Annotated in this window: 6 protein-coding genes; 4 read left to right on the top strand and 2 right to left on the bottom strand. The window is 43.6% G+C overall.

What is annotated here, in order from left to right; genetic code table 11:
* Positions 1-8,113, bottom strand: an 8,113-nt coding sequence (locus KIV40_RS01825) for an Ig-like domain-containing protein (protein ID WP_285347819.1), incomplete at its 3' end; no start/stop codon positions are given.
* 291 nt (positions 8,114-8,404) lie between these two features.
* Here KIV40_RS01825 and KIV40_RS01820 point away from each other — a divergent pair.
* From KIV40_RS01820 to cqsA, 3 genes are all read left to right on the top strand, one after another.
* On the top strand, positions 8,405-9,391 hold the full coding sequence (locus KIV40_RS01820; protein WP_285347818.1) for a peptidoglycan DD-metalloendopeptidase family protein: 987 nt from the start codon (positions 8,405-8,407) through the stop codon (positions 9,389-9,391).
* A gap of 320 nt (positions 9,392-9,711) precedes the next feature.
* The gene (gene ylqF / locus KIV40_RS01815) at positions 9,712-10,656 is read left to right on the top strand and encodes a ribosome biogenesis GTPase YlqF (RefSeq protein WP_285347817.1); all 945 of its coding nucleotides are present in this window, start codon (positions 9,712-9,714) and stop codon (positions 10,654-10,656) included.
* Between the two features lie 288 nt (positions 10,657-10,944).
* A complete protein-coding gene (gene cqsA, locus KIV40_RS01810) occupies positions 10,945-12,246 on the top strand; it encodes an alpha-hydroxyketone-type quorum-sensing autoinducer synthase (protein WP_267191345.1) in 1,302 nt (433 codons plus the stop codon).
* A gap of 106 nt (positions 12,247-12,352) precedes the next feature.
* On the opposite strand, the gene KIV40_RS01805 is transcribed toward cqsA, so the two are convergent.
* On the bottom strand, positions 12,353-14,398 hold the full coding sequence (locus tag KIV40_RS01805; RefSeq protein WP_285347815.1) for a response regulator: 2,046 nt from the start codon (positions 14,396-14,398) through the stop codon (positions 12,353-12,355).
* Between the two features lie 303 nt (positions 14,399-14,701).
* Here KIV40_RS01805 and KIV40_RS01800 point away from each other — a divergent pair, with 303 nt between their 5' ends.
* Positions 14,702-15,319 carry an HAD family phosphatase gene (locus KIV40_RS01800; protein ID WP_285347814.1) on the top strand — a complete coding sequence of 206 codons (618 nt, stop codon included), beginning with the start codon at positions 14,702-14,704 and terminating at the stop codon, positions 15,317-15,319.
* Positions 15,320-15,402 lie beyond the last annotated feature (83 nt).

The following is a 15,402-nucleotide window of genomic DNA, read 5'->3' as shown; positions in this document are numbered from 1 at the left end:
CACTGGTCAAGGTTGGCAATACCTGCGATAGCGTTAAAGTGCTCGTTTCTGTCACCTCGACATTCGATGCGTTGGTCCCCGTCACCACCACGTTGTAGGTGCCATTTGGCTCTCCACTGATGTCCATCGCGTTGCTCGTCCAAGCCCCGCCGCTTTGCACCGTGGCATTGCTGCTCACGATAGGCGTTTCACTGCCTTGCGCTTTGATTTCTACGTTCACCGTTTGGCCTTCAAAGCGTGTTGACGTCCCCGCAATCTGCAATGAAGCCGCATTACTGCCATCCACATTACCCACTGGCGTGATCGCCAAGATTGGCGTGATTGGCAATGTATATGACGTATTATCCTCACCCACATTACCTACTAGGTCTTTATACTGACTCACCACTAGGCCAACACCGAGTTCTGGTACGTCTGGGACATTAACGGTTCCGGTCCAAACTTTCTTATCAGCAGGATCAGCCGTTAGCGAAGTAACATTGTTCGCACCTAATGTTGCCGTTGCTTCTTGTAACTCTTTGTCAAACTCAAGTTTAACGTCTACTGCCTTTCCGATTTCTTGATGCAGTGGATCAAACGTTACTTTAGTGAGCGTAGGTAACACACCTTCTACTCCCAGAACCAGACTATCCCCTTTTCCGGGGATAGTGTTGATGCTCTTGTAGCTATCATCATCGACCCGAATGGTTATGTCTTTATTTTCTCTTTCTGGTGTTATGTATGTGACTGTCCAAGTTATGTTGTCTGTGGTACTCCAAGATAAAGGTTTTAACTCACCGCCATTATTCTCATCTAACTTTACGTCTGAAATATCGAATTCAGTGACTTCTTCAGTAAAAGTAAACGTAAGCGGGACTTCGACGCCACCAGCCAAAGGTGTGCTTGCAGTCGTCGATATTGTTAGCTCAGGGACTGTTGCTGCTTCTATTTTGTATGTTGTCGTTTTTTCCGTTTGATTGCTGACTGCATCAGACGCGGTTACTTTTATCGTGTAATCTCCTGGCGATAACAAGTAGTGGAACACATAAGGGTCGCCATCGTTAGTAGGTTCCGTGATTGACTGTGGCCCTACTGCTTGACCTGAGCCGTTGTCAGCCGTTGATGTTACCGAACTTAAGTTTTTATCAGTCACATCAGCAGTTACATCCAACTTATATTTATCATCCGTCGGCGTCATAGAAACTTGATCCGCAGTGATACCAGTGATGACCGGTAACTCATGATCAACAACGGATTCGATACCTTTGGCATCATAGATCTTATTAAAAAGCTTAAAGTCTGTAACAGCACGCCCCATTGAGTCAGTGACTGTCAGTTTGTACATGTATTCAGCTTGGTCATCAATTGCAAAATCCATGGTACCAGTCGCACTTGACAACACGATATTGCCGTTGAAGTTAAGCGGGTCTCCGGTAGTTGGCACCATATCAATGGAATATCGAGATGCTTTGACATGCGCCCCCTCTGTAGACGTAATCGTGAACGATTGACTTTCTTTAGTGAATGCTAATAGCTTGCCTCCCAGCAAGCTAGATATATCAGTAAAATCGAGAGTAATAGTCGGCGCTGTCAGATCGATATCGAGAGTCTGGTTTTCGGTCCAACCCACTTTATCCGTAGCTTGGATGCTAACTCGAAGCTGACTTAACCCTTCTAATTCAGTTTTCGCAAGTTCAAAATAGAGATGTGAGTTATCCACATCTGCCTCTTTGTTGAAAACATGACTCGGGTTAGTTGTCGTATATTTGACAGTAGCGATACCGCTGCCTTCATCTCTGATAGAAAACAGGAATCTAACCAAACTAGGGTCTGTAGGTGATTCACTGACAGTAACATCGCTATCAATTATTGGTTTGCTGTTATCAACCATCACGTCAACTTCGGCTTTACTTGAATACTCCCATACATCAAACGCTTGAATGGACGGCCTGATCGGCTGACCATCTAAAGTGTCACTAAGAGGCGCTTTAAACGTAGAGCATGAGAAGTCATCTCCGCACTTATTAAATCGTGAGAAATTATCAGGGTTATCTTTTAAGCTGTATGGCTGCCCTTCCACTGTAGCAATTACATTTTCTAGGGTTGAATTAGCCCCAACCTTCACTTTGAAGTCCATTGAAAGTTCTGAACCTCGGATAATACTATCCTTTTTTGGGCTCGTGATTTCGATCAGAACTCCTTCTGGCGGTAACAACAACTCCAACGCGTAATCTGGCGCCGCATTACCTGCTACATCAGAAAGATTCTTGATGGTAAATAGATATTTTGATTCCGTTGCCGAAAGAAAATCTGAGAAAAGCTCAGTATAAGTGCACGTAGTGAGCTCTGCGCTAGTAATACAACTTTTCGGCTCAAACCGTTTGTTTAGGCTGTTTCTTACCAGTACAGGACGCTTAGTTAGATCAGTATTCACTCCGGATAAATCATCTTTAAAGCTCAGAGTGATACTTAAGATTTTGTTTCCATCAGCATCGAAACCAACATTGTTGCTACCAAGCTGGTAAGTACCTCCCGACTGGTGATCTTCATCATCAGGAACGGTTGGCGCATCGATATCCATCATGCTAAAGCTAAATTTGCTAACCGTCTCTTTATCGTTCTGACCAACAGTCCTGGTGATTAGAACAACAGGGTTTACGGACATATTCACATCTGTCGTTACATCGCACTTGTAATTTTCTTGCGGATTGCTGATCACACCAGAATACGCATTACTTGAGCCATCATCAGGGACTTCGGTCGACGTATAGTTTTCTCTGACCCAACATTCAAGAGTTTTCGCCTTAACGACACCAACTGGATTAAAGACTACACTCAGAGTCTTGCCAGAAATATGAGCTTGGAAGTTCTCAGGTTGAGCAACTGATAGCACCACCCCTTCACGTTGAACGTTTATGGTTTCGGATCTTTGAGTTACTGGGCGATCTCCGGTGTTGTATAAAACATTGTTGTACACTTTAAATTTCAACTCGTAGCTACCGTCATTAGAAAGCTCGGCAGAAGTTAGCCTGCCTTTCCATTTTCCAGACTCCTCTTCGCTGAATTGTATACTGTTTGTTGTATCACCGTACTTATAAGTAGCTTCTACTTGAGGAATGCCACTTGCGTCTTCAGCATTGATGGTAATGATCACCGGATCATTACGTGTAATTAATCCATTTGTAATCTCTGTACCATCTTCATAAGAAAGCTTCACACTGTTTATGGTAGGCAGCTTATTTTGAACCTTAATTTCAAAGTCTATTTCCGTGGTATTTCCACGAACATCAGCACCCTTCAGTCTTATGGTTCTAGTGGAGCTATCACCGTCATTTTGTCCACCTAAGTTGACCTTCATATCCTCTCCGACTTGAGTATCGGGATTAGAAGGTGTTTCGACAAAACTATTGAATTTCAGGGTATCTTTGTTTACCCCTTCAGTAGATGGCGCACCTGTTTCATTCAAGTCTTGAGCATAAAGAGTAAAGACATAATCACCGCGATAGTAACTTTCAGGCTTAAACCCATTCAGTTGTAAGTCAGGTCCTTCCCGATCCAAGATTATGCTTCTTGCCTCTGTATCGGAATAAAAGCCATATTCATCTATCGCTTTAACAAATAGATCAGCTCTATTGTTCTCATCGATCGTAATATTGCCACTTTGAGTACTATTAATCTCAATGTCGAAAGGCTGAGCAGGGTCTTTAGGTTCAATTGAGCGTATCGCTTTACTGCTTCCAACCTGCCAAATTTCTACATTGCTCACTTTTGAATCATCTTTCACAGAGATTAAGCTAACTTTAAAGTTCGGACCTAACACTCCACTCTTGCCAGAGTTGCTATCAACCACCCAAGGAGTAGCAAGCTCAATCTCAGGGCCTTTATTATCTACTTGAAAAATGAACTCCCCTGTCGCTTCCGCTTTAGGATACGCGCTGTCTATCGCCTTGACATAGAACGTATTTGTCTCTTCATATTTAAATACGTCAGCAACTAGACGCACTTCTACATTCGGTTGGGTACCAAATAGATAGGGCTCTTCACTTTCAACTGGTTCAGTTTCATAATGCTGTAACGTAAAACGCTTACCAAACTGAGTCTTCATATCCACTTGCACTTCACTCAGTGGACTTAAGTCACCGGCGTCAATATCAGGAACCCACGCTGAGTTTCCTCCCAAACGTTGGTCAATTACCCCACCATTTACTGCAGGTGCTTCCGAGTCAATTAGTATGTCGAATTTAGGCACATTCACGGTTTGCTGGTTAACTAGGTTTCCTAGGTTATCTTCAGCATTAACATTTACTTTCCAGTTACCGTCGCCAGGATAGATAACTTTGCCTTGGCTCTCACAAAGTGCTCCTGTACAAAGTTTTACAACAAAAGCATCTTGTTGATTGCTAGCGAACTGCTCGCTCGAGTATTCAACGGTCGCGTTGTTCGAATAGTTCACAAATGACAAGCTTCTTTTGTCTAATTGGTCACCAACTGCATCCTCGACTTTGAAGGTTAACTCATGCACAGAGTTCGCGTTCAGATAAACATCTTCCCCTATAGGTTTTTTATCTGGACCTATAGGAGGAATGTAACTCGCTTTCGGATAGTCGTTATCGACGAACAAGCGCTCAACAAGAGGCTCGGCCTCAGTATATCCATTACCTTTGGTATCGAATGCCGTTGTTTCCAGCGCAAACTCGATGATATCGGTGAGATCTGTTGATTCTGTATTCAGGGTAAAGAAGTACTCTTTTCTAAATTTATTACTATCGCCAGATTCTTGTGGTTGAAGTTCCAATGGAATAGCAGTATTAGGGTCGCCCATTGCATACCACATGCTTTGGAATTTCGGGGCTTGCTCACCTTCCTCTACAACCCCAGATGGATCTTCTAACACTACTCTAGATACCACTTCGCCCGCGACATAAAGCTTGTCGCCAACCATTGTTTCGCGGCCAGTCTCTATTGTTAGTGTTTGTTTCGGAGGATAAATATCAATACTGCCTCCACCACTATCAAAGATATTGTCTTCGCCAAGTTTAGGATTAGCCGTAGAAATATCATCGGCATAAAGCTGAGCAATATTATCTGGGATGCCGTATTTTTCAGTCATGATATCGTAGTAAGACTGAGCAAGGTCTTTGCGGTAGGTATCAGAGTCGAATTCGTAATCATCCAATTTGATTTGATTCCCACCAGCACCAATTCCGTTTGCTTTACCATCGTAGCTAAGATCGTCATAAATAGCGGAAGCGAAATCAGAAGAGTTATTACGAGGCGTATCTTGTGCTAAGTCGTCAATGGCTTCAACAAGGAAACGATGCAGGTAATCGTTAGATAGATCGCTAGGAATTGGCTCCTTAAGCATCTCATTTGTAGCGTAAGCCGTCACGGTTGGATCGAATCCGAAGAATGAATCATTACCGCCAGCTAGCGCGTATTTCACTTCCGTCAAAATTTGCGAGGCGCGTTCTGATGTTTTGTCACCGGCTTCTACCTGATTCCAACGATAATCGAACAAACCTGTCTGGTAAGTGGCAAGTTCTGTCACGTAGTACGTATTCGAACCGTCAAGTTCAAAATATGCGCCGATATTGGCATTATTTAGGTTAACGCTCGCTTTAGCGCCTGCATCATCTTTCCACTGATAGTAGTGAGGGTCAGTCCCTTCTACACCAATTAAACGTACTCTCATGAATTCGTAATTAACAACGTCCGTCGTGGTCTCACACGAAGCAACATCAAGCGCGGTAGTTTGATCACTTTCTGGCTGCTGAATGGTGGTACAACTTGCTAGAGAGGTGAATTCACCATTTGGGTTCAAACCCTCTAATTGTACACGTGCGCCAATGAAAGGGGTCACAACCGTCATCGTAGGTAGGTCAAAACTGCTTCGGAAATAAACTTCTTGAGTCGCACTTTCGTTGTCGGATTCGTCGATGGTTTGGATCACCAGTTTCTGGCTGGCGTTTTCTGAAACGTTTTTAAAACCATCACCAAGCACCTCTTTTACGAAAGGAACGTAGTAAATAACCTCATCAACTCTGCCTTCGCTATCTAAAATAGTTTCATGGGGGATACTCGCGGTGATAGTGTCCGTCGATGCTACGGTTTGTGTTGTGTTTTGAAATGCGTAGTTGTTGTCGTTGTTTTGGCTTACGTAGTACTTCACGACGAGTTTAAGCTTGTCGGCACTTGAGCCTAAAACCGTATCGGAGTTCACATCTGCAACTCGAACTCGCACGTAAGGGATCTTACTCTCTTTCAATACGTTGACGTGAAAATTGGCGAAATCAACGCCATCAATTGATTTCAAGCCAGAAGCAGCATAGACATAATCGATCTTCAAGTAGTCTCGGCTCGACTGCACGTTATCTGAAGTATAAGTATCTTGCGTGTAGACCCCTTCGTACGTAGACCTTTCTCCATCGACGGTCACATTGACGTAGTTCATCGATGTCCCTTCTGGGTACGTAATGATCTGAGCAGGCGCTTGGTCGTCACGGCTTACTGCATGCTGGTATTCACCGACGTTGTCTTTGGTGTCAGTAGCCCTAACATCGAACGTAGTCGTAGATAAGAATTCGTCCGTCGAATAGGCTTTACTAAATTCACAAGCACTACCCGACTCTGCCGTTACAGGAGTACAAGCCACATCTTCTGGTAGCCCGCTTTTAAATGAAACGCTGACAGATTTAATGTCTTGAGACGCTTCTTTTACTATGCCTTTTAATACGTACTCTTGAAGTTCGTTGTTGATAGCGCTTGCAGAAGTGACAGAGATAACCGGAGCGTCATTATCCCACTCGAAATTCACGTAGTGGCCTGAATTGCTACCAGGGATAAGTTCATTGCCCAAAACGTCTGCCGTGTAAAACACCAAACGAGCAGCAGTCACGTTAGAAAGGCCTGTGTCTGAGTCGACCTCAACGGCATCAATCGCCTTTGTATCGACACTTACCTTGATGTTTGTTTCACGAACACCGACTTCAAAGCCGCTTGCATCTACCGTACAAAACTCACTGCCAGACGTCTGCTGATCGTTACATTTGAATTCATCCGACCAAACACCGTTAAGTTGGTATTGCACATAAGCAGAAACAGATTGAACACCGATATCGTCATTGAGCCGGATATCTACATTATCTGTTTTAGTCAGTACATCATTATCGGTACGCGTGATGGTTGGTGGCACGGTATCAATCTCAGTTTCATCGCGTGGTGGAATAACACCATCAGTTTCGCCATGGCTACCCAAGTCATTAATTTTTTGACTAAATGCAACGTAATCATCAGCGTCCGTCCCTGAGATATTAAGCTCTGAATCGTTCACCACAATCAAAACGTGCTGGGAAAGATCTTGAGTGTAAACGTCGCTGGTAATTCTCTGCTGGCCAAACGTAAGCGGCGTCACCGCACCAGTAGACTCACTGATCTCTAAACCATCTAAAAGACCATCAGCGATGACATCGCGAAATTGAATGTCAGCGAAATGCATTGAGGTATAGACCTTGTCCTCAGACTGGCCGTATTTTTGAATTAAGTCATATGAGTAAGACGAATAGGCAGTCAGCAAAGCACCATATTGGTGTCCTGGTGTAGCAAAACTGCTCTGGCCACCTTTGGTGATATCAATTGGCTTGGTTTCGTTAACATTAAACCCGTACATGCCATTGATACTATCTAAGGCTTCAGAAACCGCATCCGAACCGGATTCACCATTGGCGATTTTATACTTCGCAAGCCCAGAGACGATATTCGTCAGTGGTGTGAGCATTAATTGTTGGTCACTACCTTCACTAAAGTTCACGACCCCCTCTAAACGCAGGGTTTTACTCGCGCTCGACGATACAATCTCTTTTGTAAGGGGATCGGTATAGCTACCCTGTTGCGCAACAACATACAAAGGCATCGAAGAAGATTCGAATTCTAGCTTGTAGTCACCAAAGGCATTGGAAGTTGTGCTGTCTAGCTTACGACCAACCTTTCCATCCTTGTATTCAAACACATCGATCTTGGCACCGTTAACTGGAGCGTCAAAAACGTTACCCGATATGCTTCCGGTATTCCTAGCTGGCGGAGTGTTATCACCACCATCCCCACCGCCACATGCACTTAATAAAAGTGAAGCAGCCATGAGACCTAACGTTGGTTTTATCGTATTTTTAGTGAACATAGTAATTTGGCAGAGTCTATTTTGCCGCGATTATATTATTGTCTGGAATTTTCTCAACGTGACAAAATAACCATAAAATTAAGCATAAACGCTAAACAAACAGGCAGTTTTCAACCTCTTTGGCAGCGCTACTTCACATCTATCGTTATTTACTTAGTAAAAACACAGGAATTGGCATTAACGGCGTGTAAGATTTTATTTTAAATATTATACTCCCCTCAATTTTTCGCCGATAAGCATAATTTCGATTTAATGACAAGTTTAATATTAAGACAGTATACTCAAAACATTGCGCTACCCCTCGTATTCATTGCATTCGTTATCATTGCTGGCGTGTCTTTCACTCATTACCTGCTCACTCCGGAAAAACAGGTTCAACCTGTCACCACTAGGCTTCAAGCAACTGTTTTTAAAGAGATAAACCACAACAACATTGAACACACCTACGAAACCTACTTTCAGCGGGAAAAGATCACTACCGGCGTTGTAGATTACTCTTTCGTGACGTCTTTAATTAACGCTGGACTGTCTCAGCATGAGATAAAGTCTTTGATAAAATTAATTGAGAATGAATTCGATATTATCGGATCGGTCCGAAAAGGTGACAAATTCTCTATAAAAACCAAAACCAATAGTTATAATGAAAAATACATTAGTTCTTTTTACTATTCTGGTAGTAAAAGAGACTTCTTTGTTATTAGTGATGGCAATAACAACGCGTACGATGAATATGGTAATAAGTTAATCCGCCAGCCTTATTATGCATTTCCACTAGCAAAAAAGTATAAAGTGAGTTCTGGTTTTAATTTAAAGCGAAAGCACCCAGTTACCGGTCTACTCGCTCCACATCTAGGTACCGACTACGCAGTGCCGATCGGAACACCAATACAAAGTATCGCAGATGGTATTGTTGTTAAGTCACGTTACAACCGTTTCGCTGGTAACTACATTAACATCCGCCATAGCAACGGTTCCCTATCTCGTTATTTGCATCTATCTCGTAGCGATGTGCGCGCAGGTGACCACGTAACTAAAGGGCAGACCATCGGCCGCACAGGTAATACAGGAAGAACTACTGGCCCTCACTTACATGTCGAACTCATTGTAGATGGCGTTCCTGTTGATTATGCACGTTACATCCGAACTAACCCTGCGCCGCCTGCAAACACACAGATGATGCTAGCGGCAAGAACAGAGCGTGCAGAGCTTATTAAAGAACTGCATAAATACGCCTCTTAGTGTCTGGGGTGATTTCTTTTCAGCTCATCGCGAAACAAACTTTGGGGCATAATGAGCTGAGATCCCGTCACTGTTAATGAGCTTCGATTCGAAAGTGACCAAATCGGGGCCAAAGCCGTACTTAAGTCCTTAAATATCTTCCTATCGCTCTTGCTCTAACATTCCCGCTCCCCCAATAAAGTGTTAAGATCATCACATGACTAGCTGTAGTGGTAACGAGTGGTGATAATTAGCCCCACTCCCTTAACATCCTCATCAATGATGTAAGTAAGATGAATAACCCACCAGCATAACCATGAAACAATAAGGCGATTTTTCAGATGGTTAACAACTCTATCCAGTGGTTTCCGGGCCACATGCATAAAGCCCAAAAAGAGATTGCTGAAGCGATCCCTCAAATAGATGTCATTATTGAAGTGCTTGATGCTCGTATCCCTTTTAGTAGTGAAAACCCTATGATCGCGGAGCTCAAGGGCGATAAGCCAGTAGTAAAAGTGCTTAACAAACGCGATCTTGCGGATCCGGAGTTGACTCAAGTTTGGATTGACCACTTCGAGAAAGAGCACAACGTAAAAGCGATTGCCATTACTACTTCTCAACAGTCAGAAGTCCAAAAAATTATGGAGTTAGTACGTAAGCTTGCTCCGCATCGCGAAGAAATTGGCAAGAACATTCGTACCATGATCATGGGTATTCCAAACGTTGGTAAATCCACCATTATCAATGCCTTAGCGGGCCGAACTATCGCAGTGACAGGTAACCAACCAGCGGTTACACGTCGCCAGCAACGCATTAACCTTCAAAATGGCATTGTACTTTCAGATACTCCTGGGATTCTTTGGCCAAAAGTAGAAAACCCGCACAGTGGCTTCCGTCTTGCTGCAACTGGCGCAGTAAAAGACACGGCAATGGAATACGACGAAGTGGCATTTTACACAGTCGAATACCTAGCCGCTCACTACCCGGAGACGTTGAAAGAGCGCTACCAAATCGATGAGCTTCCAGAATCGGATATTGAGATCATGGAAGAGATTGGTCGTCGTCGTGGTGCACTTCGTGCTGGCGGTCGTGTAGACCTTCACAAAGTATCAGAGATCCTTCTTCATGAACTTCGCCAAGGCACCTTGGGCCAGATTACTCTAGAGCTTCCTGAGATGATTACTCAAGAGCTAATTGAGGTAGAAATCGAAACCGCTCGTAAAGAAGAAGAGAAAGCGAAACGCAAAGAAGAACGTCGTAAACGCTACCTTCGCAACAAACGATAATAGCGCTCCTATCTCCCTTCTCAAGGCACGTGTTACACGTGCTTTTTTTGTGCTTAAATTTTTCATTTCAGTGCAAAAGCGCGGCGCTTTTCTCATTACTTATGGAATGAAGACCACTAAACGTAGATCACCACTCAATACATTCCAATTTGCATTTCATCTAAGTTTCGTAGGAAAAACCAAATAAATTCATAAATATTTATTATGTAATTTGACGATTATTTTTTAAGCACGATCTTAGTTAGACCCCCGAACAGTAAGGAGTTACAAAGCTCACCCAACCCTTAAATGCGGAGTTTGCAGGCGAATGCAAACTTATGCAACTTGACTAATGACACCGAGCTCATATTGGTCAAACTATATAGCTGTCAGCGCTGGCGTTTTCCTGTGTTACGAAGAGAACTTATTATGAGTGATAAACCGAAAACAAAACCACTTCCTTCCTTTGTTGAGGAACGCCTAGACTTTTATATTCAAGATCTGATTGAGCAGAACGAAAACCAAAAGCACTTGGTATTAGGGAAGCGACCACAACAAGGAGCGGTGGTCATGCAAAGTAACGACTACTTGTCGTTGTCCCACAATCTACAAATTCAACAGGCACATCGTGATGCTATCTACGAGCACGATGATAACGTTGTCATGTCTGCGATTTTCTTACAAGATGACGACTCAAAACCTGCATTTGAAACGCAGCTCGCGGAGTATGTCGGTATGGGCAGTTGCCTATTATCCCAGTCCGGATGGGCAGCCAATATTGGCTTGTTACAAACGATTTGTCCGCCAGAAACACCAGTCTATATCGATTTCTTTGCACACATGTCTTTGTGGGAAGGGATTCGAGCGGCAGGAGCGCAAGCGCATCCATTCATGCATAACAACATGAACCATTTGCGCAAGCAGATACAGCGTAACGGCTCTGGCGTTATCGTTGTGGATTCGGTCTATAGCACGATAGGTACGATCGCCCCACTCCGCGACATCTACGAAATGGCGCGTGAGTTTGATTGTGCTTTGGTGGTCGATGAGTCCCACTCATTAGGCACGCATGGGCCAAATGGTTCTGGCTTGGTGAAAGCATTGGAACTCACTGAGCAAGTGGATTTCATTACGGTGAGTTTGGCAAAAACATTTGCTTATCGCGCCGGGGCGATTCTTGGTCCAGAAAAGTTGGCTAGAACGCTACCCTTTGTCGCATTCCCAGCCATCTTTAGTTCGACGGTCCTTCCACAAGAGATCGTTCGACTTGAAAAGACTCTCGAAGTCATCAGAAGCGCAGATGATAAGCGAACTATGCTGTTCAACCGCGCTAAAGAGCTCAGAACAGGCCTAAAGCAGATTGGCTTTCATATCCGCAGCGAATCGCAAATTGTGGCGTTAGAATGCGGTAGTGAGCGAAATACGGAACGAGTACGTGACTTCTTAGAAGAACGAAACGTATTTGGCGCTGTATTCTGTCGTCCTGCAACGGGCAAGAATAAGAACATTATTCGATTTTCGATCAATGCTGATATGACATCTCGTGACATTGACCATGTCTTGACGGCTTGCCAGGAAGCGTATAACCACCCAGAACTAGAATTCGCCTAACGAATCGAAAGCGGCACATTTGAATGGAAGCTTGTGAATGCCGGAATACAAAGAGCTCAGCATAGTGCTGAGCTCTATTCGTTTTCGTCACCCTATTGAGCAAGAACTAAATCCAGTTCGCAATCTTGTCGAACAACCTGTTCTTATCCGCAGGTTTAACGATGAAATCCGACATGCCAGATGAACCAATCTTGTCCAGTGTTATCGGTGAGCTATCACCAGTATGCGCAATAATAGGTACCGAAGCGTAGGCCTTATTTGAACCTCTGATTTGACGAGATGCTTCTACACCATCCATCACCGGCATTTCGATGTCCATTAGGATTAAGTCAACATTGTTCTCATTCAATGCGTTGATTGCCTGCAGCCCATCCTCAGTTTGGATCACTTCAAAACCCTGCTTCTCAAGCAGCATGGCCGTAAACTTGCGTAAAGACTCATTATCGTCAACCACCATAATGGTTCGCTTGTTTGTTGAATCGAGCGGCTTCGCTGGCATCGATGGAACAACATAATTAGCGTCATACAGTAAACGGTCGATGGTCGCTCGAGTATTCAGAAGCCAGGCTTGTGTCTCTACCCAAATAGGTTCAAAAGAAACGCTTCTCGCTCTTTGAATTGGATGGTGCTCAAATATGTAAACAATGCGAGCTTCAGTGAACGACAGTAACGACTCAACCTTATCTATATGGCTGCCACTGGCGTCTAAACTCTCCATGTCGATCAGGATCAAATCAAACTCGAACTCGTATTCTTTATTTTTAAGAACCGCAGGAACATCGAGAACCGTGAGTTCGAATCTCATAAAACGAGCAATGTCCGTCACTTTCGAAACTAAGATGTTTTGCTCACTCACAAACAAAATCGTTTTTAGCTTGGTTAGCTCACTCTTAATCTCTTTGACTGCGCTTGAGCCAATCGTAGGGAAAGTCATCGTGAACTGAGACCACTCGCCGACTTCTGATTGACAACGAATATCACCGCCAAATGAACGCATCACTTTCTTACAGAAAGGCAGTCCAAGGCCGTAGTTTCCTGACTTACCCGTAGTGTAGAAATCTTGGAAAATACTTTGAAGAACTTCTGGCGCAATGCCCGAACCGTTATCAGTCACCACAATTTGGTTGGCAAATTCATCACTGTACATGGTGACGTGTATGTGGAAGTCTTCTGAACTACGGTGGTGGAAGGCGTTCTTGAACAAGTTGTACATCACATACTTAAGCAATGTATCGCTGCCCAAGAAATCGAACTCACTTCTTACATCCAAGGAGATAGCAAAACGGTCTGTCGATCGTTTGTAACTGAAACTTTCAATCGCACTCTCAACGACAGATTGTGCAGAGTGTTTTTTAAATGTCGAGCGAGAAACACGGTTCTCATCAATTGAAGTAAGAAGCAAATCAATGGTTTCGTTTCCGGAATGAATGATCCTCATTGCGTCACTGCTGACTTCTCGTAACAGTGTCACATCTTCATCACTTAACGTGTACTGCTCTTTCTTGCCCTCTTTCGGATTTGGCAACACGGATTGAATGACATCGATAGAAGTTAATAAACCGCTGAGTGGGTTTCGCATTTCATGGGCGATACCCGCCCCAAAAGACTTTGCGATTGAGACTTTTGCTTCATGTTCTACCTGGTTTCGGAAGTAGAACAAGTTACCAAAGAGATAAATAAACAAGAAGATCGGTACGTGCGTCCAATCCATGGTGAGTTCGAGGTGAAACCCCTGTGCTACCCAAGCAAAAAACGTCGCAAGACCAATTCCCACAAATGTCTGAACAAACATCACCGATGTGATATGCACGAGCAGTATGTGCAAAAAAATCGCCGACATAAACGACATCACCCAAACATTCGACCAATTGTTCATCAGCAACATGTAAAAGAAGAAGCAAGGTAAGCAGAGCGTTGTGACCACTTGATAATAGGCGGGTAAAAACCCACGCCACTCAAATGGCGTACGATTACGATAAATGATGCCGAAGAATAAGACTGAGCAAAGAATACGAAGCGGTAGGTTTTCGTATGGCTGCGGGAACATGAACTCCCAAACGATGTAGTAAATAGGAAAGCCTATGAAGCCCATCCATCCTACGAGGCTAAGGTTGGGTTCTGCGTACTGATATACTTTGCGAATCGCGTCCATATTTACTTTATCTACTGAGCCTAGCACTTACTAATTTTATGTTTAGCATTGTTTTCTTTGTATTTGTCTTTCAATTATATATTAGTTATCGCACATAAGCAGTGAGACATTAATCAAATATTTCGCGACGCTCCTCTTTAAATTCAGAGTTTTATATTCACAAAAAGAATCTCCGGGTAACTTTGATTGTTAATTAATCAGAAACTGAGAAGTGGCGCAACGTCATGTACATGAATGCCATGCAACATACAAACACCAGCACAGTGCTCACTTCCCTATTCAACTTATCAAACAAGGACACCTATGCAACCAGTAGAAATTAAAAATGTCGTATTCGATGTAGGTAATGTACTCGTAAGGTGGTCACCAATCGAAATCGTGAGACTGACCTTTGGAAATGATGTCGATGCCGAGGCGTTAGCGAAAGATCTTTTCATAAGTGCGATTTGGTTGGATTTAAACAAAGGGCTGATTACAGAAACACAAGCCAAACAGCGGTATCAACTCGAAAAACAGTTGTCTGAGAGCGAAGCAGAGCGTTTCTTTTACTACGTGAAGCATACCCAACTTCTGATTTATGGCAGTGTGGACCTTCTAAAGCGCATAAAATCAGCAGGATATCGTGTGTTCGCTCTGACTGACAATGTAGTAGAGATCGTTGAGTATCTAAAAGCTACGTATGACTTTTGGCCGTTATTTGAGGGCACAACAGTATCTGCAGAACTTGGCTTGTTGAAGCCTCAACCAGAGATTTATCAGAGCCTATTAGAAACCCATCAACTTTTAGCGAAAGAAACCGTGTTCCTCGACGATATGCCCTATAACGTTGAAGGCGCACGCGAGGTAGGCATTGAGGCGATTCAATTTAAGCACGCAGAACAATGTGAGTGTGAACTAAAAGCCATGGGGTTGAGCTTTTAGGATTGGTTCTAACGACAAAGAGCAGCACTTGGCTGCTCTTTTAGACTCTACAGGGTGTATACCCAAGTGACTTCAAGATGCAG

This window comes from Vibrio sp. D173a, from assembly GCF_030248475.1.
The sequence above is the reverse complement of the archived record's forward strand: the minus strand, read 5'-3'. Positions and strand labels throughout refer to the sequence as shown.